This is a genomic window from Shewanella sp. M-Br, assembly GCF_036245925.1.
GTDB classification, from domain to species: domain Bacteria; phylum Pseudomonadota; class Gammaproteobacteria; order Enterobacterales; family Shewanellaceae; genus Shewanella; species Shewanella oncorhynchi.
On the sequence record NZ_BJBV01000031.1, the window covers coordinates 1 to 24,115 of the forward strand.

At 47.5% G+C, this 24,115-nt stretch carries 18 protein-coding genes; 6 read left to right on the forward strand and 12 right to left on the reverse strand.

Annotated elements, in window-relative coordinates:
• The first annotated feature begins 390 nt into the window (after positions 1-390).
• Positions 391-720, forward strand: coding sequence for a cysteine-rich CWC family protein (locus tag AAA952_RS20370; RefSeq protein ID WP_338259238.1), 330 nt, complete (start codon positions 391-393; stop codon positions 718-720).
• Positions 721-727: 7 nt separating this feature from the next.
• On the opposite strand, the gene AAA952_RS20375 is transcribed toward AAA952_RS20370, so the two are convergent.
• A complete protein-coding gene (locus AAA952_RS20375; RefSeq protein ID WP_338259240.1) occupies positions 728-1,837 on the reverse strand; it encodes an energy transducer TonB in 1,110 nt (369 codons plus the stop codon).
• Between the two features lie 196 nt (positions 1,838-2,033).
• On the reverse strand, positions 2,034-2,855 hold the full coding sequence (locus AAA952_RS20380; RefSeq protein WP_338259242.1) for a hydratase: 822 nt from the start codon (positions 2,853-2,855) through the stop codon (positions 2,034-2,036).
• Between the two features lie 318 nt (positions 2,856-3,173).
• On the opposite strand from AAA952_RS20380, the gene AAA952_RS20385 reads away from it, so the two are divergent.
• Both AAA952_RS20385 and AAA952_RS20390 read left to right on the forward strand, forming a co-directional pair.
• Entirely contained in the window at positions 3,174-4,148 is a 975-nt protein-coding gene (locus AAA952_RS20385; RefSeq protein WP_113940039.1) for a DMT family transporter, read from the forward strand.
• Positions 4,149-4,177: 29 nt separating this feature from the next.
• Positions 4,178-4,792 carry an HAD family hydrolase gene (locus AAA952_RS20390; protein ID WP_338259244.1) on the forward strand — a complete coding sequence of 205 codons (615 nt, stop codon included), beginning with the start codon at positions 4,178-4,180 and terminating at the stop codon, positions 4,790-4,792.
• Here the strand turns inward: AAA952_RS20390 and AAA952_RS20395 are convergent.
• From AAA952_RS20395 to uvrA, 4 genes are all read right to left on the reverse strand, one after another.
• Positions 4,789-5,154 (reverse strand): DUF6677 family protein, encoded by a 366-nt coding sequence (locus tag AAA952_RS20395; protein ID WP_338259245.1) that lies wholly within the window; start codon positions 5,152-5,154, stop codon positions 4,789-4,791. The two genes, AAA952_RS20390 and AAA952_RS20395, sit on opposite strands and share 4 nt — an antisense overlap.
• A gap of 138 nt (positions 5,155-5,292) precedes the next feature.
• Complete coding sequence (locus AAA952_RS20400) at positions 5,293-7,215, reverse strand: DEAD/DEAH box helicase (RefSeq protein WP_011847889.1); 1,923 nt, start codon at positions 7,213-7,215, stop codon at positions 5,293-5,295.
• Positions 7,216-7,409: 194 nt separating this feature from the next.
• Positions 7,410-8,564 (reverse strand): M28 family peptidase, encoded by a 1,155-nt coding sequence (locus tag AAA952_RS20405; RefSeq protein ID WP_338259249.1) that lies wholly within the window; start codon positions 8,562-8,564, stop codon positions 7,410-7,412.
• 188 nt (positions 8,565-8,752) lie between these two features.
• On the reverse strand, positions 8,753-11,635 hold the full coding sequence (gene uvrA, locus AAA952_RS20410) for an excinuclease ABC subunit UvrA (RefSeq protein WP_338259252.1): 2,883 nt from the start codon (positions 11,633-11,635) through the stop codon (positions 8,753-8,755).
• Between the two features lie 403 nt (positions 11,636-12,038).
• Between uvrA and AAA952_RS20415 the strand changes: the two genes are divergently transcribed.
• Together AAA952_RS20415 and ssb are read left to right on the forward strand one after the other, a co-directional pair.
• Positions 12,039-13,406, forward strand: a complete 1,368-nt coding sequence (locus AAA952_RS20415; RefSeq protein WP_168825599.1) for an MFS transporter — start codon at positions 12,039-12,041, stop codon at positions 13,404-13,406.
• 108 nt (positions 13,407-13,514) lie between these two features.
• Positions 13,515-14,225: a single-stranded DNA-binding protein gene (gene ssb, locus AAA952_RS20420; protein ID WP_011790777.1), complete on the forward strand. Its 711-nt coding sequence runs from the start codon at positions 13,515-13,517 to the stop codon at positions 14,223-14,225.
• 168 nt (positions 14,226-14,393) lie between these two features.
• Here the strand turns inward: ssb and AAA952_RS20425 are convergent, their stop codons facing one another.
• From AAA952_RS20425 to aspA, 6 genes are all read right to left on the reverse strand, one after another.
• A complete protein-coding gene (locus tag AAA952_RS20425) occupies positions 14,394-15,461 on the reverse strand; it encodes a porin (protein ID WP_338259261.1) in 1,068 nt (355 codons plus the stop codon).
• A gap of 230 nt (positions 15,462-15,691) precedes the next feature.
• Positions 15,692-16,417 carry a fumarate reductase iron-sulfur subunit gene (locus tag AAA952_RS20430; RefSeq protein ID WP_113940031.1) on the reverse strand — a complete coding sequence of 242 codons (726 nt, stop codon included), beginning with the start codon at positions 16,415-16,417 and terminating at the stop codon, positions 15,692-15,694.
• Positions 16,414-18,423, reverse strand: a complete 2,010-nt coding sequence (locus AAA952_RS20435) for a fumarate reductase flavoprotein subunit (protein WP_338259264.1) — start codon at positions 18,421-18,423, stop codon at positions 16,414-16,416. Before AAA952_RS20435 ends, AAA952_RS20430 begins: the two co-directional genes overlap by 4 nt.
• 151 nt (positions 18,424-18,574) lie before the next feature.
• On the reverse strand, positions 18,575-19,300 hold the full coding sequence (locus AAA952_RS20440; RefSeq protein ID WP_168825590.1) for a fumarate reductase cytochrome b subunit: 726 nt from the start codon (positions 19,298-19,300) through the stop codon (positions 18,575-18,577).
• Between the two features lie 139 nt (positions 19,301-19,439).
• Complete coding sequence (locus AAA952_RS20445; protein ID WP_338259267.1) at positions 19,440-20,741, reverse strand: anaerobic C4-dicarboxylate transporter; 1,302 nt, start codon at positions 20,739-20,741, stop codon at positions 19,440-19,442.
• 114 nt (positions 20,742-20,855) lie between these two features.
• The gene (gene aspA, locus AAA952_RS20450) at positions 20,856-22,298 is read right to left on the reverse strand and encodes an aspartate ammonia-lyase (protein ID WP_212600104.1); all 1,443 of its coding nucleotides are present in this window, start codon (positions 22,296-22,298) and stop codon (positions 20,856-20,858) included.
• Positions 22,299-22,854: 556 nt separating this feature from the next.
• Between aspA and ansB the strand changes: the two genes are divergently transcribed.
• Positions 22,855-23,913, forward strand: a complete 1,059-nt coding sequence (gene ansB, locus AAA952_RS20455; protein WP_113940026.1) for an L-asparaginase 2 — start codon at positions 22,855-22,857, stop codon at positions 23,911-23,913.
• The last annotated feature ends 202 nt before the right edge of the window (positions 23,914-24,115 follow it).

Here is a 24,115-nt window from a genome sequence, read left to right on the forward strand (position 1 = left end):
TCCGGCTAGCTTTCGGGGTACAGGATGTACCATCGGAAGCGATAGCAATTTATCCATAAGACCAAGGCCAGTCTCTAATGCATGTAACTTCGCTAGGGGCGGCAAGGGAGATCCAAGAGGGAATTGCTGTTGATCCCCTCTTGGTCGGGTGTGGGTTGAAGACCCACAACTTTGATTTATCTCGGCCGTAAGGCCGCAATCAATATAGCATTGTGCTAAACAGCACCAATATTAGCCTGAGGGGAAGCCCCACGACTTTTTAACTAAAGCATTCAAACGTAGTTTGGAAAGTTTTAAAGTCTCACTTTGGTGCCAATCAACTAAGTTTGAGTTGCAAAAATCTATTATGATCTCCGCGCTATAACAACTTATCTTGCTATAAGGATTACCGTGTCTCAGCCATTGGAAGTACCTAAGTTAGAAACTGCGCAAATTTGCCCTCTGTGCCAAGGCGCGAATCAATGTGCTGTGATTTTAGGTAAGGGTATTGAGGATTGTTGGTGCGCTCTGCAAACATTTCCACCTTTGGCCGCCTTGCAAGCGCAAGCATCAGATTCGCCGCTAGGGGTCATCAACCATATTTTACCGTCTGCCGATGCGTGTATTTGCCAAGCTTGTTTAATCCAACTTAAGCAGGGGTTAAGTCTGGGGCAGCTTGCAACGCATGATGAAAAAAGCCCATCGAGTGTGAGCGACGGGCTAGGTTATGAGGTGAAATAGCGGGCTATTAGTTTATGGTGTAATCCATTTGCACGCTAGTTTGTGCTTCCACGGCTATACCATTTTCAAACTTGGGTGCGTAACGCCATTTATTTAAGGTTTCAATACTCTTTTTTTCAAATAAAGCACCACCCTTAGAGGCTAAAATTTCAGGATTTTTCACGAACCCATGTTCATCGACAGTAAATTTAAGCTGAACCCAGCCACTTTTACGTTGCTTAGCATAGGACATTGGATAGTCTGGTACGATACGGAAAATAGGTTGTTGTTCCTGTGCGTCGGCCCAAGGACGCATTTTGCCGATAGCAATACAGTGGGCGGTGGACTCGTCACGCTTTCCTTGGCGCTCATAGAGTTCGACTAAATAAGCGTGGGCACTTAAGGCATAGGGATGGCTAAAGTTAAGGGCTTCAAACTGCTTCACGACTTCTAAAAGCAATGGCATCGCCTTGTCATCATGCTTTTCTGCATACTCAACTGCACCCACCACATAGGTTGCCTTGACTCTGTCTATGGCGTTCTCTGGTAAAATCTCTTTATAAATATCATAGGCATCGAAGGCATAGCGTCTTACGCTTTTGGTGTATAGCTCTGTATTTGATAAGCGGTTGAAGGCGGCCATTTTTACATCGGCGAGCAGTTTCTTTTTATCGGATTTTTCAGCAATTGCGATAGCAGTAAGCAAATCATTTTTCGCATCTTTGGCTTCAACGGCGGTTTGTGCAGTCCCCAGTAAGGGGTCGATAAGCTCAAGCGCTTCTTTGCCATAATGAACTTTATAGTTAGCCAGAGCGAGCTGATACAACTCATTTGCCTTCGCCGTTTTTGGCAGATTCTTTTCTGCAAATGGGTAAGGGGCGACTTGCTTTTCTATCGCGCTGGCCCAGTTCATGGCGAGATTCGCTAAGTCGACACTGTCTTTGGCATATTGGGCTTCGCCGAGTAGATAAGCGGTTTTTGCGCTTGCTTCAATATTTGCAGCATCGCCTTTTTCTACGGCGGCTTGATAGTCACTATAGGCTTTGGTAAAGCTATTTTCTGAGGCATGCACGCTAAGAGAAGTGCCTAAAGTGAGGGCAAGAAGACAGGCGATTGGCAGCATTTTTCCGTGCGACATTCTATATATCCTTATTATTGATGAATTTAGATGATACATAGGTGTACATTTTGAGGCAAGTTAGTTTGGCTTTTGTTAATGATGCTTGTGGGGAATGCAGATAACTGAGCACTGAGCACTGAGATTGAAAATAAGCGAGCCCAGCTGAAACTGAGTTCGCTTATTTATCAGTGCCTTGTCGCTTTATAAGTCGCAATCACTTAGCTGTGAAAGTCACTGCGAACTGTCCAAGCGCGCCGTATTCAAATTTGCAGACCTGTGCCAATGGCAGATCAAGGACGCCAGCGTAAGAGCCTGTGATCACATATTGCCCTTGAGTTAAGCCAATGCCTTGGGCGGATAAAAAGTTAACTAACCAGTAGAGTCCCGCCTTAGGGAAACCGTTGGGATGAATGGCGGATTTTTGCAGTGTGTCGCTTTGCTGGTGCTCGCCATTGGCAATATCAACGCTGAGCTCGAAACTGCTCGTCTCTAAACCTTCTTGCGGATTTAGCACTGGCCCTAACCACAGTCCTTGATTGACTAAGCCATCGGCGAGGGCATCAAAATGCGTCGCTTCACTGGGTGTGTGGTAGCGGCTTTTGATCAATTCCAAGGCTAAGCGTGTGTGGCCTAAGGCCTCGTCGATTTCAGCCTCTGTGTAAGGCGTGCTTCTTGGCGGTAAATCGCGAGCAATCTCGAAGGCGAGTTCGGGTTCGACTCGGGCCAGGCCTTTAGTCGATGGATAGAGTGGGCAAGTGGTCGATTGTTGATACACATCATCTTGATAAATAGGCGCTACGACGGTTTTTTCCGCCGTGGGTAATAGGCATTTCCACGCCGCGATAGGATTGTTATCGCTTGCCTTAAATATTTCTGCCACTGTTTGCTGAATAGCGAAGGCCTGTTCGAAGCTGGTTGGCCTTAGTTCTGGGATCAGTAAATCGCCGCTCGTGCCTGCTGCGCGGCGCTCGGCTAATTCTTTGGCTGCGGTATTAATATGCGTTTTAACTTGTTCGATCGTGGCGGTAGATAACATTAACTTTCCTATTTAAAGCGTTAGCTTAAAAAGAAGTGGCCTAGAGAGAGTGTGGCAGAAGCCATTTTTATGGGCCAAATATACTCGGTTATTGGCAACGCGGGAAATGCCAATGTTGGCTTTCGGGGTAAATCTGCTGCAGTTGAATCAAGAGTGCGGCCAATATTCCAATTATCGTAAGGTGCTGAAACTTGCCTCACATAAGTGTCAGCTAAAGTATCCAATCTAACGCGAATGTTTCCATGATGATTGGCTAGATATTGTGTTGGCTCAGTGCCAGAATAGCTGTCCATTTTGCGGTTTCTACTGGACTCCTCCGTGAACCTTAGCCATAACGCCCCTCAGGCAAATAATCATGCTCAACTCGGGCTCCTGTTCATCTCAGTTGCGGTTTTATTTTGGGGCATGTTACCGATAGCATTAAAGCTCTCTGCGGCCTTTATTGATCCCGTAACTCTTACTTGGTTTCGTTTTCTGGTCGCGCTTTTAGTCAGCATAGTGATCCAATGGAGCGCAGGTAGTCTTAAGCAATTTGCAGCACTCGATGCCAAAGTTTGGTTAAGGTTAGTGCTTGCTGGCATCTTCTTGATGCTCAATTATGTGTCTTTTGTTTACTCACTCGATTACCTCGCACCCGGCGCCGCCCAACTTAATTTCCAGACTTCACCCTTTTTCCTCGCGTTTGGTGGTGTGTTGTTTTTTAAGGAACGGCTGAATGCGGTGCAACTCAGCTGTTTTGCAACCTTAGCTTTAGGTATGTTGATGTTTTTCCATCCTAATTTAAATTTTTCTGGGGCTAATAATCATCAGGTTTGGATTGGGGTGATGATCATCCAGTTCTCAGCACTGTCGTGGACTAGCTATGCCTTATTGCAAAAATCCTTACTGAATCGTTTGTCGCCCGCGAACGTGCTCTTAGTGATCTATGGCTTAGGTATTTTCGTAATGGCTCCCTTTAGCGACTTTAGTCAGTTTGTCCGTATGGACAGCTTCGATTGGCAGATAGCACTGTTTTGCGCCGCCAATACCTTGATCGCCTATGGCTGTTTTGGCCAGTCGATGAAGTACTGGCCGACGGCGCAGGTCAGTGCCATGTTGGCCCTAACGCCAGTATTTAGCTTTAGTGCCACGGCGTTAGTGGTGAGCCTTGGCTGGTGGCCAGAAGTATTTCGCGCTGATGAATTAGATGGTTTATCTCTGCTGGGGATTGGCGTGATTATTGTGTCTGTGATGGTGGTGCAATTGCTGCCTATGTATCGTAATCGTCAGGCGAAGCGTTTGCAGGCTGTCTAACGCAGACATTTTATCTATGGGAAAGGCCAGTGATCACTAGACTCAGCGAATTGAAACTCCAGGATATCCGTGGCGTCATCTTCGATCTCGACGGCACCTTAGCGCATTCTAATCCCGATTTTGCTGGGCTGCGGCGTGAGTTGGGGATTCATTCTGGTACAGATATCTTGGCCCATGTCGAGAGTCTCAGTACTGATGAAGCACGGGCTAAGGCGTTAGACATTGTCCATGAGTACGAAAGACAAAGTTCACTCAAGGCCAGTTGGATTGATGGCGCGAGGGAGCTTATCGAATGCCTACGGGCCAAGTCACTGCCCTTGGCTATTTTGACTCGCAATATGCCAGAAGCGGCGCAAATCACTATCGATAAACTCGGCATAGATATCGCACTGGTATTAACGCGCTATGATGCGCAGCCTAAGCCGCATCCCGAAGGTATTCATCTTATTTGCCAGCAGTGGCAACTCGCGCCCGCAGAGATCTTGTATGTGGGCGATTATCTGTTTGATCTACAAACTGCGCGCAATGCGGGTAGTCACTGTGCTCTCTATTGTCCTGAAATTATTCCCGATTATGCCCACAACGCCGATATGCTCGTTACTTGCTACCATAGCTTTATTGAAGCATGGACAGTGGGTGACTAGGCATTGTTTTGGGCTGCATCTTGCTTATCTTGCTTCAGTCCCAAGCGTACGCTATCTAATAAGGCAATTAGCCAGCAGAGGATAAATCCATACATCAGCTTGTCCGCACCATCACGAATGGTTGCCGTGGTTTTTTTGGTCACTTCGGCTGTAATCACGCCTATATCTAGCGGTAAAACACCAGTTTGAATATCAAGTGAGATAAGCTGTGCTACTTGCATGACTTGTTGCAGCATCAGGCCAAGACTCAGTATTGCCAGCACAAAAAACACTAGGGCGCTGCGTTTATGTTGCAGATAGAAATGGCCGCTGCCGGGGGCGACGAAGGCGGATAATAGTCCAGCGGTAAGGGCTTTTTTCATGGGAGTCGATTACTTATACCATTAAACTCTTTGGAGATTAGACACTAAGCTTTATCTTTGCTAAAGGCAAACTAAGACAAAATCAAGACAACAAAAAAGGAGCCTAGGCTCCTTTTTTAGTCTCTAGCTTAAGCTAGATTAGTCTTCACGTGGTTTACGTGGCTTACGCTCACCGGCAGGTTTGTCTGCACGTGGTTTGCGGTCAGCAAATGGCTTGTCACCAGTAGACGCAGCGCGAGGCTTACGATCACCCGCTGGGCGGTCACCTGTTGGACGATCGCCACGTGGTTTACGGTCACCGGCAGGACGGTCTGAACGAGCACTGCGGCCTGAATCAACAAATACTTGATCGCCAGCTTCGCGGATGTTCAATGGCTTGCCACAAACACGTACTTTACGTAGGTGCTGTAACACGTCTTTTGGCATGCCGTCTGGCAGGTCAACAGTGGTCACTGCATCGTAAAGTTGGATTGCGCCAATGTAACGGCTGTCGATGTTAGCTTCGTTCGCGATAGCGCCAACGATGTTACCCACACCTACACCATTCTCACGACCTACGTCGATCACGTAACGGCACATTTTTAAATCTGGGTTGTCTTTCAACGCTTCAGCTGAGCCTAAGCTTGCTGGCATTGGACGCGGTTCGCGACTTCTGCGTTCACCACGCTCACCACCACGGTCATTACGATCACTTCCGCGGTCGCTACGTTCAGTGCGCTCACTGCGTTCATCACGAACACGTTCTTGAATGGCTGGCAATTGCAAAGGACGTTCTTGCTGAACTTGCTGTAACAAAGCTGCGGCTAGCAGATCAGTATCGACTTCTAACTGTTGGCATAATTGAGCAACAGCTTCTTTCATGAAATCTAAATCGCCGTTGATTGTTTCAGCCAATTGCTCACCTAAGCGAGACAGACGACGTTCTGCAACAGTCTCTGGGCTTGGGATTTTCATTGGTGAAATGCGGCTGTTAGTTGAACGTTCGATAGTGCGCAGCATGCGCATTTCACGGCTAGTTACAAACAGGATCGCCATACCAGTACGGCCAGCACGGCCTGTACGGCCAATACGGTGTACATAAGCTTCGGCATCATATGGAATATCGTAGTTCACAACGTGACCGATACGCTCAACGTCAAGACCACGGGCTGCAACGTCAGTCGCGATCAGAATGTCTAACTTGCCACGTTTCAGTTGATCAACTGCACGCTCACGGGCTTGCTGGTTCATGTCACCGTGTAGTGGTGATGAAGCATAACCGCGGGCTTCTAACTTTTCAGCTAACTCAACACATGAGTTACGAGTACGTACGAATATGATCACACCTTCAGTGTTTTCAACTTCTAATACACGTACTAAAGCTTCAAGTTTGTTGTGTTGTGATACTTGTACGAAACGCTGTTCGATTGACTCAACCGTAGTTTGGCTTGATTCGATACGAACATGTACAGGATTACGTAAGTGCTGGTTAGCAACACGCTTAATTTGCTCTGGCATAGTGGCAGAGAATAACGCCAGTTGGCGCTCGCTTGGCGTGTGCTCAAGGATCCATTCGATATCATCGATGAAGCCCATTTTTAACATTTCATCGGCTTCATCTAGCACTAAAGCTTGTAATGAGTCGAGTTTCAAGGTGCCGCGACGCATATGGTCCATAACACGACCAGGCGTACCAACGATAACTTGTGGGCCACGTTTCAGGGCATTCAACTGTTGTTGCATGCTTTGGCCGCCATAAATAGGAAGAACGTGGAAATTCTTCATAAATTTGGCATAGCTACTGAACGCTTCAGCAACCTGCACGGCTAATTCACGTGTTGGTGCTAAGACTAAAATTTGCGGTGTAGTTTGGCTGGTAACTTTGTTTAATAGTGGTAACGCGAAGGCGCCAGTTTTACCTGTACCTGTTTGCGCTTGACCTAAAATATCTTTGCCAGCCATAAGTGGATCAATACTGGCTGATTGGATTGGCGTTGGTTTTTCATAACCTAGCTCGTCAAGAGCACGCAACAAATTCTCGGATAGGCCGAGTTCACGGAAAGTTCTTTCATCGGATGACATTGGGTTGTAGCCTTGTGGATGCGCGCGCGAAATGGCGCTAAAGTTTCACAGACAGAAAATCAACCCCGTGTCGATTTCCCGCGAACGACGGATTATAGCAGCATGGCGGCCACTTTACCAATCAGAGTCACGCTATTTAACCTGTTTTCTGCATTTTTTTCGCTAAAACTGAGCAAGAAACGCGCCACTTCCCATTAATTCTTTAAATATTCAACATTTAATTGAAGTAACTCGAATGCTGACTCTGTCACTGCCGCAAGAAAAGTGATGTCGATTGTCGCGACGGTATCCTCTGGTGTGTGATATTGGGGATGGGTCGGCACACCAAAATACAGCCAAGGGATATTCGCTTTGTGGAAGGGGTAATGATCCGACGCCCGCAGCCAATCGGTACTTTGTATGCTTCGACCAACGGGTTTAGGGTGCGTGAGTTTAATGCAAAGTCGGTTCTGTTGATTCAGTAGGGGTTTAAATTGATTGAACTGAGTGAAGTTTCGACTGCCTTCGAGGTAAATCGCATAGGGCCTGCCGGGGTGACTCACCATATCGAGGTTAATCATTAATTCAAATGTCGCCTCTGGCAAGCGGGTTTTGAGTTGTTCAACCAAGGCGATACTGCCATAGAGCCCAGGTTCTTCGGCATCGGTTGCCACAAACATCAGGTTTACCTTAGGCAAGGTATTGGGCCGTAGGGCAAATTGCTGTTGCCAATGTTTGGCAATAGCAAGCATAGCGGCGACGCCCGAGGCGTTATCATCGGCGCCGTGGTAAATCTTACTGCCGCTCAATCCTAAGTGATCATAGTGGGCGACGATAATGCGCCATCGATTCGTCGGTTCTGCCGCCATCGCGGTGGCGACCACGTTGGCACCAGTTTCTTGTGTGAAGAAGGTTTGATATTCAAAGGGCACGATAAAGTCCGCTCCCCAAGGCTGTAAACCTAGCCCCTGAAATTGCTGCTTTATATAGTCACGACTTTTTGCCGCACCTTGGGTTTGGGTTTTGCGGCCTTCAAATTCATCCGAACTTAATACTGTGACTGTCGCTTGTAACTCTGTGGGCTCGGCCCAAGTGAGTTTTAGCTCTGTGCGTGCACAGGTTTCGGCTGAGTTAGCGCAGCCAGTGAGGGTCGTTGTAACAACGCAGGCCAGTGCTAATAAGCCAAGTCTTTGGGATTGATGTCTTATAAGGTGCGTGATCTTGAACTTGGCGAGCAGCTGACCGATACGACTGTGGTTGAATAGAGTCGATGCACTTAGGTTTATGTCGCTTAGATTTTTACTTAAAAGTGATTGATACTGCCTCGGTAATATAAGGTGAGTCACTGGGGACTGAGTGCTATCACGCATGGACATTCCTTATCGCTGAAGCCTTCGCCAGAAGATGAATATCATCTTTGCCTAAATCCGATTCTAATTCAATGAGATCTATATGTATGCGATAGCTTAAGCATATTGGATTGCTGAGCGAAAAAAAGCGCAGTGCTTAGGGCGACTGCGCTTTTATTATTCAGACCAACGGCTGCGTGAGCCGAATGTTAAGCCTTAGCTTTATTGGCCTTTGCCAGCTCGATATCCCGTTTTAGCAGTGGCTTTAAGAAGCGTGCCGTGTGGGAGGTTGGATGCTCGGCTACTTCTTCCGGCGTGCCTGTGGCTAAAATCATACCGCCACCACCGCCGCCTTCTGGGCCTAAGTCGATAATCCAGTCTGCGGTTTTGATCACATCCAGATTATGCTCAATCACCACAATCGTGTTGCCGTGGGATTTGAGACGATGCAACACGTCGAGCAGCAATTGAATATCGGCAAAATGTAAGCCCGTGGTCGGTTCATCCAAGATATACAAGGTTTGGCCCGTGTCCCGCTTAGACAGCTCTTTGGCAAGTTTCACCCTTTGGGCTTCACCGCCTGAAAGAGTGGTCGCACTTTGGCCGAGACGCACATAGGACAAACCCACATCCATCAAGGTTTGTAGCTTACGGGCAATGGCAGGTACGGCATCGAAGAACTGACGCGCATCTTCCACTGTCATCTGCAGTACTTCGTGAATATTCTTGCCTTTATAGCGTACTTCTAAGGTTTCGCGGTTGTAGCGCTTACCTTTACAAGAATCACAGGGCACATACACATCGGGTAGGAAGTGCATTTCTACCTTGATCAAGCCATCGCCTTGGCAGGCCTCGCAGCGTCCACCTTTTACGTTAAAGGAGAAACGGCCGACTTGATAACCGCGAGTACGTGACTCTTGGGTTCCGGCAAAAATCTCGCGAATTGGGGTGAAGATGCCCGTATAAGTGGCCGGATTCGAGCGCGGTGTGCGGCCAATCGGGCTTTGGTCGATATCGACCACTTTGTCGCACAGTTCCATCCCTTCGATACGGTCATAGGGTGATGGCTCATCCACAGTCGCCCCGTTGAGCATTCTATGGGCGATCTTGAAGAAGGTATCGTTGATTAAGGTTGATTTACCCGAACCTGATACACCCGTCACACAGGTGAATAGGCCAATGGGAATGGTTAAATCTACATTACGCAAGTTGTTGCCGCGGGCGCCAAACAACTCAATCACTTGGTTTTTGTCGAAGGGAATGCGCGGCGTATCGATATGAATGCTGCGCTTACCGGAAATATATTGTCCGGTAACTGACTCTTCACAGGCGATGATTTTCTCAATTGGACCGTCGCAAATCACTTCGCCGCCATGAACACCAGCGCCAGGGCCTATGTCGATCACGTGATCCGCCATGCGGATCGCATCTTCATCGTGCTCAACAACAATCACAGTGTTGCCCAAATCCCGCAAGTGGATCAGGGTTTGCAGTAGACGTTCGTTATCTCTTTGATGCAGGCCAATTGAAGGTTCGTCGAGCACATACATCACGCCGACAAGTCCGGCACCAATTTGGCTGGCGAGTCGAATCCGTTGGGCTTCACCGCCCGAGAGGGTTTCCGCCGAGCGTGATAGGCTCAAATAATTGAGGCCCACGTTCACGAGGAAACCTAAGCGATCGCGGATTTCCTTTAAAATCTTCTCGGCAATCTGCGCCTTTTGGCCGCTAAATTCAACTTTCTCGAAGTAGTCCAAGGCTTCGCCAATCGACCAAGTGGTGAGTTGTGGCAGGTTGATATCACCTAAAAACACGTTACGTGCTTCTTCGCGTAAGCGCGAGCCACCACAGCTTTGACAAGCTTGGGTATTGATAAACTTGGCTAATTCGTCACGTACCGAGTTGCTTTCGGTTTCGCGATAGCGCCTGTCCATGTTGTTTAGAATGCCTTCGAAGGGGTGATTACGCACCACCACATCACCGCGGTCATTAATGTATTTAAAGGCAATACTTTCTTTACCTGAGCCGTAAAGTACGATTTTGCGGACTTTTTCGCTAAGCTGCTCGTAGGGCACTTCGACATCGAACTTATAGTGTTCGGCGAGTGAGCTAAGCATTTGGAAATAGTAGAAGTTGCGTCTATCCCAGCCGCGAATCGCACCGCCCGCCAGTGAAAGCTCGGTATTGGTGATCACGCGCTCAGGATCGAAAAATTGTTGTACCCCTAAACCATCACAGGTTTGGCACGCGCCAGCGGGATTGTTAAAGGAGAAGATCCTTGGCTCTAATTCCGCCATCGAATAACCGCAGTGCGGACAGGCGAAGTTGGCCGAGAAGATCAGTTCTTCGCCTTTTGCTTTACCAGTACCCGTGTCGTCTTCCATGCTGGCAACGGTCGCTATGCCGCCGGAGAGTTCCAGCGCGGTTTCAAAGGATTCCGCTAAGCGTTGCTTGATATCGTCACGCACTTTAAAACGGTCGACGACCACTTCAATCGTGTGTTTAACGTGTAAATCTAAGGTTGGCGGATCGGTTAAGTCACACACTTCACCGTCGATACGTGCACGGATATAACCCTGCGCCGATAGACCTTCGAGCAATTTAACGTGTTCACCCTTACGGGCGTTGACCACAGGTGCGAGCAGCATCAAGCGGCTGTCTTGGGGCATTTCCAACACTTTATCGACCATCTGGCTGACGGTTTGTGCCGCTAAGGGTTGATTGTGTGTCGGACAACGCGGCTCACCCACGCGGGCAAACATCAAGCGCAGGTAATCGTAAATTTCGGTAATCGTGCCCACGGTCGAACGTGGGTTATGGGAGGTGGATTTTTGCTCTATGGATATCGCTGGGCTTAAGCCTTCGATATGGTCCACATCGGGCTTTTCCATTAAACTCAAAAATTGGCGAGCATAGGCAGATAGGGACTCGACATAACGTCGCTGGCCCTCGGCATATAAAGTATCGAAAGCGAGGGAGGATTTGCCAGATCCCGATAAGCCCGTGATGACAATCAGTTTATCCCTTGGGATAGTCAGGTTGATATTCTTGAGATTGTGGGTGCGTGCGCCGCGTATTTCAATCTTATCCATCTATCGCTCTAATGCCATATGCTTAAAAAAATGAGCACAAGTATCGCACAGTTCCGCCGCTGAGTTTAGTTGATTCTGTGATCTGCACCAATCCTAGGGCTGGCACTGGCTTTAAGTCGGCCTGCTTTGCGGGATGTTGTGGATGGAATGGATTAACTAAGATTAATACTGTTGTTGCGCACTGACTCACAGGACAATTGTGAACACTATGTTAGACTCATTCCCCTGTGCCTGAGCGTTAAAAATAAAGATGTTAACTCAGACACAGTCAATATAGGTCCGTGATAAACGGGATAAAAGCTAATTGTATAGTCAGTGGTTTAGGCCACTATTTCCTTTTGAGCAAATCCTTTTGGGTGTGGTAACATGCGCCCCTTAAAAGACTTCAATCCAGGGCAAAATCATGGGTAACAACGGACTTTCGGGTACTGAGAAAAAAGTCGCGTTTTCTTTAGCCAGTGTATTTGGTTTGCGCATGATGGGCTTGTTTATGATCATGCCCGTCTTTGCACTTTATGGTCAGCATCTCGAAGGCTTTTCGCCTCTGTGGGTGGGTATTGCTATCGGCGCCTATGGCCTGACTCAAGCCGTGCTGCAAATCCCCATGGGGATTTTATCTGACAAATATGGTCGCAAGCCGATTATTCTTGGTGGCTTAGTGTTGTTTGCTATTGGTAGTGTTATCGCTGCTAATGCAGATACGATTTATGGCGTTGTCTTTGGTCGAGCTGTACAGGGTATGGGCGCGATTGCCGCTGCCGTGCTGGCGCTTGCCGCGGATTTAACCCGCGACGAGCAGCGCACTAAGGTGATGGCGATTATTGGCATGTGTATCGGGTTATCTTTTGCCCTGTCTTTGCTAATGGGACCTATCGTTGCGCAACATCTTGGGTTGACTGGATTGTTTTGGTTAACGGCGGTATTGGCTATTGTCGGTATGCTGTTGATCCAGTTTTTAGTGCCTAATCCCATCACTCAGGCTCCGAAGGGAGACACTCTAGCGACGCCCGCTAAGCTCAAACGTATGTTCCTCGAGCCGCAATTGTTTAGGCTTAACGCTGGGATTTTTATCCTGCATTTAGTGCTCACCGCAGTATTTGTGGCACTACCGCTGGATCTGGTGGATGCGGGACTCGTGAAAGAAAAACATTGGATGCTGTATTTCCCCGCTTTTGTGGGCGCATTTATTTTGATGGTGCCGTTAATCATCATAGGGGTTAAGCGCAAAAATACTAAGGCGATGTTCCAAATTGCCCTCGTGATCATGATAGTGGCATTGCTGGCGATGGCCGCATTTGCGAGCAATCTTTGGGTATTGAGTTTTGCCGTGGTGCTCTTCTTTACTGGGTTTAACTATTTAGAAGCCTCACTGCCAAGTTTGATTGCCAAATTTTGCCCCGTCGGCGAAAAAGGTTCGGCCATGGGCGTGTATTCAACTAGCCAGTTTTTAGGGGCTTTTTGTGGTGGTATGCTCGGTGGCGGTGCTTTCCAGCTCGTGGGCGCAGTCGGGGTTTTTGTTGTTGCCGTGATCTTAATGTCTATTTGGTTATTCCTGACATTAGGCATGCAAAATCCTGTGTTGTTAAAGAGTTACACCTTAGAAGCTGAAGTGAAAGACAAGGCGCAAGCGCGCGATATGGCAACCCAGTTATCCCAATTAATGGGTGTTGTTGAAGCTATAGTCGTGCTGGACGAGAAAGTGGCTTATCTCAAGGTAGACGAGCATTTCGATTTAAGAGAAGCACGAGCTGTGTTAGGCTCTGCTCAATAATATCTGGTCTGCCGTGTGGTATTTGGGGAAGCTGATTTTCCTCTATGGCGACACAGATAAACAACATACTGAATTAATAGATTATTTAAAGAATCGCAGGAGATTTCAATGGCCAGTCGTGGTGTTAACAAGGTAATTTTGGTTGGCAATTTGGGACAAGATCCAGAAGTGCGTTATATGCCAAACGGTAATGCAGTCGCAAATATTACAGTAGCGACTAGCGAATCGTGGAAAGACCAACAGGGTCAACAGCAAGAGCGTACTGAATGGCACCGTGTGGTTCTGTTCGGCAAATTAGCTGAAATTACAGGTGAATACCTGCGTAAAGGTTCACAGGTTTACCTTGAAGGTAAGCTGCAAACTCGTAAGTGGAAAGACCAAAGTGGTCAAGACCGTTACAGCACTGAAGTGGTTATCGACCAAAGCGGTAGCATGCAAATGCTAGGTAGCCGTGGTCAAGGTGGACAAGCACAAGGCGCGCCAATGGGCGGCGGCATGCCACAAAACGCAGGTTATCAATCTGCACCACAACAAGCCGCGCCTGCGCAAAATCAATATGCGCCAGCGCCTCAAGCAGCACCTGCTTACCAAGCGCCAGCTCAGCAACAATATGCTCCGCCAGCACCTGCCCAGCAGCAAGGTTATGGTCAGCCACAGGCTCAACAACCACAACAAGGTGGTTATGCGCCTAAGCCACAAGCCGCTCCAGCACCAGCTTATCAAGCGCCTGCAGCACCGGCACAGCGTCCAGCACCACAACCACAGCAAAACTTCACTCCAGATTTGGATGATGGCTGGGATGACGATATTCCGTTCTGATTTGGAACGTATCGAAGTGTAAAGACGGTATCGTCTTAAATAAGCAAAGCCACGCGAGTCGTGGCTTTGTTGTTTCTTGTCTTTATGTTTTGTGCTGTGAGGCCGTAGGCGAGGTTGTTAAACCCTTCACCTCGCTTGCTCACATAACGATACGTTTGAGATAGAAACTTAGAACGTATAATCGAAGTTATAACGCATGCCTAGCATGATCTGGTCATTGGTTTCGCGGTATTCAAAATCTGTTTTTTGATATTCGATGAAGGTGCTGAATTTCGGTGTTTTATGCCATTCCAGCGTAGTGTTATAGGCATTGTATTTCGCGGAGGTGATGTCATTGTCGCCATCGTCATATCTGGACACGCCTAGCTTGATTTTATAGCTGTCAGTGATGGGATAACTTGCAACCACATCCAGTGTTGAACCATCCAATGTTGTGCCATCGACGCTGTCTTTTTCAATGTTTTGGTAGGCTGCGGCGAGGAACAGAGAATTGAAATTTTTTGCTAGTGTTACACCGAATGTATTTTCATCCTTGTTGTCCTCTAACTCTTTATTATAAAAAGCTGCGGCAATGTAGATGAAGTCGGTTTTATAACGGATGCCCGTGTTAACGAAGTCACTGCCACCACTACCTTTATTGCCGTCGAATTGCGCATCGGCCGAAAATAACAGGTCGCCAAACTCTTTACGATAGGTCACGAGATTATTGAGCCTGAATGGGCTCGCACTGTCATAGGCCAGAGGCGTTCCTGAGCGGTTAAAGATATCAACGGGATCGGAAATCATTTCCTGCGTGACGGCTTGTTTACCTATGGCAACGCTACCAAAAAATCCCTTTAATCCGACATAGGCTTTGCGCGCATCGCCAAAGTCACCGTCATCTTTGATATCGACCTTAAATTCCCCTTTCGCAAACCCGACTAAGCCATTACCGAGTTGGTGCTCTGCAGCAAAACCAATCCGCGAGTTCGCATCGCCTACATCCCACACATCGTCCGAGTTAGTGTGGGTCAGGCCGAAGGTTGGGCGTAAAGAACCATAAAAATTAAACTGGGTATCCGATGGCACTGATGGCTCATTTTCTTGCGCTTCGAGCATGGCGAGTCTCTGCTGAATTTGTTGTAACTCAGTGCGTAACTCGTCATTGGTTGCAGCGGTATCATTGGCTTGAACCGCAAAGATAGGTGTGGCAAAGCTCAGCACAAGCACGGCTGATGTTAGTTTGAACTGCTTCATTTATGTTTCCTTACATAACAACTACTAGCGTGCCGTTAATGGATTTTGTTGCCGATGGAACAGTACTGCTAGTAGTAAGGATCTGCACTTGTGATAGTGCTCAAGGAGGCGTCTCGCTCAGAGGCAAGGCGTCGCATATCTGCAGCGGGCAGATATGATTTACCCGCTGGTTTGGGAAAGGTGTTGCCCTAAAACCCCGCTAACGCAGCGGGACTTTAGGTTAAGGAAAACTAGAGTATGCTTGCGGCCATTTTGCGGCGCAGGTAAGCGATTTGCTGCATGTGTGGCAAATCTTTGGGACAGTTATCTTGGCAGCCGAGTAGCGTCATACAGCCAAATACGCCATCTTGATTGCCAATCACATGGTAGAAATCATCCGCGCTGCGGCTGTCTCTGCTATCCATTTCAAAGCGGGCGATTTTCATCATGCCAACCGCGCCGACAAAGGTGTCACGCATTTGTTTGGTGGCGCAGGCCGACACGCAAACGCCACATTCGACACAGCGTTCTAGCTCATAGATCCGTGCGGCTTCTTCGGGTGCCATTGGATTTTCGAGACGATGAATGTCCTGATCATCGGGTCTAGGGTGCAGCCACAGTTTTAAGCGTTCGGCTAATTCACGCATAAATTTACCCGTGTTCACCGATAAGTCGCCAATCAGCTCGAAGCCGGGCAGCGGCATTAGGGTGATTTCGCCATTAGGATAATTTGCCGTTAACGTGCGACAGGCAAGCGTGGGGAAACCATTGATCACCATGGCGCAACTGCCACAGATGCCCGCGCGGCAGACAAAGTCGAACTGCAGTGACGGGTCTTGTAGCTCACGTAGTTGATTTAAGGCGATAAATACTGTCATGCCCGGTGTTTCAGTCAACTGATAACGTTCCATCTTTGGCTTGTCTTGGCCATCTTGCGGATCGTAGCGAAAGATATTAAAGCTGATTTGACGGCTCATAGTGGTTTGTTTCCTACCGGTTGGGCTGGAGTGATCGCTAAGGTATCGCTGAGGCGTTCATTAGGAGCCTGCAGGTGGCTTGGCAGCTCGTATGGCATCAGGGCTCGCTGCAGTGTGTTTCTATCGGGATCATCACCTAAGCTCGCGAGCACTTGATTGATTTCTTGTACGCGTTTTTCGGTATCTGGATGGGCGATAGTATTGTCGTTACCGTAGCCACGGTATCCCGGTGGTAGCTCCATTTTCATCACATCTAGCGCTTCATAACGCAGTACTGGTTCAAGTGATTCGGCATCTGGCCAAGTCGCCAGTGTGCGGTTGAGCCAATCTTTATCATTGCGTTGTGGGTAATCTTCCCGTGAATGGGCGCCGCGGCTTTCAGTGCGAGCCTCTGCACCACAGGCGACGGTTAGGGCTACTTTTAACATACGGGTGACGCGCAGCGCTTCGACTAACTCAGGATTAGAGTGACGTTTTTTACATTTAAGGCCAAGATTTTTTGCCCGCAGCAGCAAGTCTTTCAAGCCTTTGATGGCTTTATCTAACTCGGGTCCATTACGAAAGATCCCGACGTAGTTCATCATGATGCGTTGCATTTCTTTCTTTATTTGGAAGGGGTTTTCTGTGCCGTTGCCTTCGATTAGTCCATCGATTTCTTGCTGCAATTTATCAATGAATTTTTGAGTCAGCGCGGTATCAATTTCTAAGTCGTTATTCTGACAAAAATCAGCCACATATTTGCCGATGATCATGCCACCGACCACAGTTTCTGCCACCGAATTACCGCCTAAACGGTTAAAGCCATGCATGTCCCAACAGGCCGCTTCTCCGACACTGAACAGTCCTTTGAGTTGTGGACTCTCACCTGTGGCATTGGTGCGCACGCCGCCCATGGAATAATGCTGGGTAGGTCTGACGGGGATCCAGTCTTTACAAGGATCGATACCGAGGAAGTAATCACAAATCTCTTTCACTTCGCGCAGGTTGGTTTCGATATGCTCACGGCCCAGCTGCGTAATATCCAGCCATAGATGCGGGCCGTAAGGGCTTTCGACGCCATTGCCTTTACGCATGTGTTCCGTCATGCGGCGGGACACCACATCGCGCGAAGCGAGTTCTTTTTTCTCTGGTTCGTAATCTGGCATAAAGCGATGACCGTCTTTATCGCGCAGAATACCGCCATCACCACGACAACCTTCAGTGGTAAGGATCCCCGCGGGCACTATGGCGGTAGGGTGAAACTGCACCGCTTCCATATTGCCTAAGGTGGCGACACCAGTATCGAGTGCTAACGCTTGGCCTATGCCTTCGCAGATGGTGGCATTGGTCGATATTTCATAAATCTTGCCATAACCGCCAGTGGCGATGGTGGTGGATTTGGCCACATAAGCGCGCAATTCACCTGTGACTAAACAGCGGGCAATGACTCCATGGCAACGCTTACCGTCATGGATCAGCGACAGGGCTTCAATCCGTTCATGTACTGGAATACCCATGGAGATAGCTTGGTTATCGACCGCGTACAGTAAAGAGTGGCCAGTGCCGTCTGCGGTGTAACAAGTACGCCATTTTTTAGTGCCACCAAAATCGCGGGCATTGATCAGGCCGTGAGCTTCTTCGGCCTCATTGAGCGTTACCCTTTGCGCGTTCATGATGACTTCGCGCGGGCCGGCGGAAATCCTTGACCAAGGCACGCCCCAGTTGGTGAGTTCTCGGATCGCTTTCGGTGCAACGTGGGCAAACATGCGTGCGACGTCTTGATCGCAGCCCCAGTCAGAACCTTTGACTGTGTCTTGAAAGTGAATGTCTTCGTTATCACCCATGCCTTTAACAGTATTGCCTAGGCTGGCTTGCATTCCGCCCTGTGCGGCGGCCGAATGTGAACGTTTTGCGGGAATTAACGATAGCACTAAGGTATCTAGGCCTCGCTCTTTGGTGGCAATCGCGACTCTAAGGCCTGCCAATCCTGCGCCAATGACTAATGAGTCTGTATAAATGATTTTCAAATCAGATCCTTATCTAATAATTTAGATAACATTTCATGGATTTATCATTGCGCTCCTCGGGCATAGATGCGCTGCAACTATGTATCAGAGGAGGATCCGTATGTTGTTTGTCTTGCTATATAGGCTAGGTGCGCCGATAGCGTCATGCCCATTACTGAGGAATAAACGGTTGAACTGGCAAAACTAATTCGATACCAATATTGATATAGGTCACTAGGCTTAATGTGCCTAAACACAATAAATAGACGATCAATACTTGCGCTATAGTGCGGATAAGTGGACGGTTACTACTCACACCCCACTTTAATATCACTCGGTATAAACCAACGATGCCGTGGAATAACACGATAGGTAAAAACACCACGTATAAGAGCCAAGCGTTATCGTGGTAAACCCTTTCGGCCGAAAGGTGAGGGCCAATATCAGGGTTTAAAATCATAGTGGCAAGATGGGCCGACACTAAGAAAAACAGTAAGAAACCGGTGATCATCTGCCAGAACCATGCTTGGGTATCTCTATGCTTGATAGTCGACATGAAGCCACGCATCGCTCGCCATTGACCTAATTGCACCGGAAAACGACGTAGTGCGGTGGCGGCATGTACTGCAACAATCACGAGCATAATGACTGAAATGATCTGGGTCACTATGGGGAAGCCATGACCCGTCGAGCTAAACATACTGCCTTCTAAGAATTGCACCATGTGAAAGAAGGTTTCTTTACCAAATAAAATGCTCGCCTCGAAATGCATATGAAATAAGAGGAAAATACCTAATATAAGCCCTGTCACACTTTGTAAGCAGTCTGCTTTAGCCGACCAAGCTTGGCCAAATGGTCCGCCGTTAATGGCGGTAGGAACACGCGTTTTTGCTGACATTAATTCACCTCTTACTCGATTTGCTATGGCGTGAATGTACCTGCATCACGCCAAAACAAAGTCTATAGATACAGATTAAAAGAAGAGGGTTAATCCATTTGTAGGCATTAGCCCTGAGAGCACTTAGGGTAAAATTGAGCTACAGCATCATGCCGCCAAACAGGAAGGCCAATGCCACACTGGTGGCAATCGTCACAACGCCAGGGACCAGGAACGGATGGTTAAATACCGCCTTACCAATCCGAGTCGAGCCGGTATCATCCATCTCGACCGCAGCCAGTAGCGTGGGGTAAGTCGGTAATACAAACAGCGCGCTGACGGCGGCGAACGAGGCTACGGCTGTCAATGGACTTACACCAATCGCCAAGGCTGCGGGCATCAGCGCCTTCGTTGTCGCGCCTTGGGAGTAGAGCAGCATGGAGGCAAAGAATAAGGTTACCGATAATAACCAAGGCTGACTTTTCAGTAAGGTGCCGGCAAGATCTTTGATTTCCTCGATATGATTCGACACTAAGGTATCGCCTAACCAAGCCACACCTAATACACAGACACAGGCTGACATGCCTGACTTGAAGGTGGCCGCATTAGAGATTTCGCTTGCGTCTAACTTACAGAAAATCGTAATAGCGGCAGCTGCCGTGAGCATCAGCACCATAATGGCGGCGTCGCGTGGCAATACAGGGTCAACAATCAAACCGACTTTGTCTGATATCGCAGTGGCATATGCCATGACAGCCGCAATCGCCAGTAAGAAAATCATCACAGATCGTTTCGCGCCGGCTTTAATTTTGATCTCAGTTTTACCGCGTGTTTTGACTAAGCCCTTAGCTAAGCGTTCTTGATAGACAGGATCATCGGCCAGTTCTTTACCCATTAAGTTGGCAACAACGGCGCCGACCATGCAGGCGAGGAAAGTTGAGGAAATACAAACGGCTAACAGTACTAAATAATCTACGCCAAACGGCTCTAAGATACCTGAGAAGAACACGACAGCCGCTGAAATTGGTGAGGCGGTAATGGCGACTTGAGATGCGACAACGGCAATAGATAAGGGACGAGAGGGGCGAATGCCTTGCTCTTTTGCGACTTCGGCAATAACAGGTAAGGTGGAGAATGCTGTGTGGCCTGTACCCGCAAAAAGTGTCATGAAATAGGTGACGACAGGGGCCAGAAAGGTGATTTGTTTGGGATGCTTACGTAATAATTTTTCTGCCAGTGAGACTAAATAATCCATCCCTCCAGACACTTGCATGGCCGCGATTGCGGTGATAACTGACATAATGATGAGGATCACGTCAATCGGGATATTGCCCGGTTTGAGTCCCATCCCCGCGGTCAGTATCAGTACCCCGACACCGCCAGCGAAGCCGACTCCCATGCTACCCATCCTTGCACCAAGGTAAATAGCCCCGAGGACGATAATTATCTCTAATATAATCATAGTGTTAACTCTATTTTATTTTTAATTTCAATAGCCTGCGCATATTCACTCTGCGCAGGCTTATTCTTGAATCATCGAGTTGTGGGCTGGGGAAGGCTCCCCAGCCCCACTGAGTTACACTTTGGCTTTGCTGGTGTTGCGTTTAGCCTGATATTTAGGATTCATCAGGTTTTCAACTGAGAGAATGTCATCGAGTTCTTCAACCGTTAATAAACCGCGTTCGAGTACCACTTCACGGACATTTTTACCCGTTTGGGCGCAAATCTTGCCTATGATGTCACCTTCATGGTGGCCGATGATTGGGTTAAGGTAAGTCACGATCCCGATAGAGTTCATCACATGGGCCATGCAGATCTCTGGATTGGCTGTGATACCTTCAACGCATTTTTCACGCAGGGAGATACAGGCATTGCCCATCAAACTGAGCGACTCAAACATCGCCTGTCCAATCACAGGTTCCATGACGTTAAGCTGTAATTGGCCTGCTTCGGCAGCCATAGTGATAGTGATATCGTTGCCGACAATCTTAAAGGCAACCTGATTGACGACCTCAGGGATCACAGGGTTAACCTTGGCTGGCATGATGGAGGAACCCGCTTGCAGCTCAGGAAGATTAATCTCCTTCAGACCTGTACGTGGACCCGATGAAAGTAAGCGTAGGTCATTACAAATCTTGGACATTTTAATCGCCATACGCTTAATTGCACTGTGCAGCATAACGTAGGCACCACAATCGGATGTCGCTTCGATTAAATCTTCCGCTGGCACATAGGCGCGGCCAGTAATGTCTGCCAGATACTTAATGGCTAATGCGGAATAACCGACAGGCGTGTTGAGCCCTGTACCAATGGCGGTTGCGCCTAAGTTCACTTCTAACAACAGCTCTTGGCAACGCTTGATGGACTTAATTTCTTCTCGCAATGTAACAGCAAAGGCATGAAACTCTTGGCCTAAGGTCATAGGCACGGCATCTTGCAATTGAGTGCGGCCCATTTTTAAGACGGTTTTAAACTCTGTGGCTTTAGTGTCGAAAGCGCTGATAAGGTCGGTTAATGCATCTAACAGAATATCGGTACTGTTGATGACCGCAATACGGAAACCTGTTGGATAGGCATCGTTAGTCGATTGGCATTTATTGACATGGTCATTAGGATTGATGACATCGTAACGGCCTTTTTCTAGCCCCATGATCTCCAGTGCAACGTTGGCTAATACCTCATTGGTATTCATGTTGACTGAAGTGCCTGCGCCTCCTTGATAAACATCGACCGGAAATTGATCAACAAATCGACCCGTTGTGAGTATCAGATCGCACGCTTCAATAATTTTGTCAGCGATTTCAGGACTTACAGCGCCTAATTCACTGTTAGCCATGGCAGCGGCTTTTTTTGTTAGCATCATGCCACGGACTAATTCAGGTACATCGGAAATTTTTTGATTACTCAGCTTAAAGTTTTCGATGGCACGCAATGTATGTATGCCATAATAAAATTCATTGGAAACTTCTTTCGTGCCCAATAAATCTTCTTCGATCCGTACGCTATTAGTATCTTTCATTTCGATCCTATTAAATCCAATTAATAGTAAGATATATCTCCGAGTATTGAGTTGTGGATGTGTACAATAAGTATACGTAACACATCAAGAATAACTCATCGAAAACATGAAGGAGAATCGTCTCCTTGACTATCGAAGTAGATCTTAACGCTTTGGCAATAACAGGATTAGGATGGTGATCACTTAACTGTTTGAAATAGTGTATTTCTTTTGTTTCTTAGATAAGTCTCTCAACTCGGATCACTAGTGTGAGCCATTACTTTTTGATGCAAATTAGCTATAGATTTGTTATTCGTTAACCAATCGGCGACATATTTATTCAAGTGTTTTTAAATTTAAATAAACCATACGATATTTAATTGTCACCGCGTTAATAGCGAATAATCATTGATTAGTTAAATCTACTCAATAATAAATGCATGGTGTTTTCCTTAAAGTTTAAATAATCAATTAGATAACGCTAAATCTGTTATTTCATTTTAGTGAGAGCTATCACAGTGAGGCTTAGACAATAGTGCACACTGTGGGCGTTTATTATTAATCAAAGGATGTAAGCATGAATTTTCCAATGCGTAAGCTTTTGCTCTCGGTCACTTTAGGGTTATTTCTCTCCTCCGCGGCGCAGGCGCTTCCACAGGTACGTATTATTGCCACGGGTGGCACTATTGCGGGAGTCGGACAATCGGCTACTGAGTCTAACTATCAGGCTGGTGAAGTAGGCATTAGTAGCTTAATTGCGGCCGTGCCTGAAATGAAACAACTTGCCGATATTCAAGGTGAGCAACTGGTTAAAATCGGTTCGCAGGATATGAACGATAAAGTTTGGCTAGCCTTAGCCAAGCGCATCAATCTGTTATTGGCTGATAAAGATGTCGACGGTATCGTCATTACCCATGGTACTGATACCTTAGAGGAAACGGCGTATTTTTTAAATCTCACCATCAAGAGCGATAAGCCTGTAGTACTGGTTGGGGCAATGCGTCCATCAACTGCCATGAGTGCCGATGGCCCGATGAATTTGTATAACGCAGTCGCGACCGCCGCTAACCTCGAATCTAAAGGTCGAGGCGTGTTGGTGGTGATGAACGATACCGTATTGAATGCCCGCGATGTGACTAAGACTAACACTACAGGTGTACACACTTTTGCCGCGCCTAACTTTGGCCCGCTTGGCGTTATCCATAACAGCAAGATTGAATACATGGGCAAAACTGAGCGTCAACATACAAGGCAAACGCCTTTTGATGTTAGCAAACTCGACAAATTGCCACAGGTAGGGATTGTCTACAACTACGCTAATGCCAGCGATTTACCTGTCAAAGCTATGGTTGAAGCGGGTTTTGATGGCATAGTCAGCGCCGGTGTAGGTAATGGTAATATTTACCACTCAATATTTGATACCTTAGCTAAGGCGAGTCAAAAAGGCACCTTAGTCGTTCGCTCTAGCCGAGTGCCCACAGGCGCAACCACGCTTGATGCCGAGATAGACGATGCTAAATATGGCTTTATCGCAGCAGGTAACCTTAACCCGCAAAAAGCCCGCATTTTACTGATGCTGTCGTTAACGCAAAGCAAAGATCCACAGCAGATCCAACGTTGGTTTCAACAGTTTTAAGAATCAGTTGCGTGATAAAACAAAAGCCCTGTGAATATTCGTAGGGCTTTTGCATTTTGTCATTAATGGCTTACCTGTGAAGTGGTTTTTCACGAGGCCATGAGCCGAAATATCTAAACTTTGGTGTGATTTTTAAAGCCAAAATTGTGAGGGTTCAGCTCAGATTTTCAATCAAGATATTGCTCTGTAATTAGATTTAAGA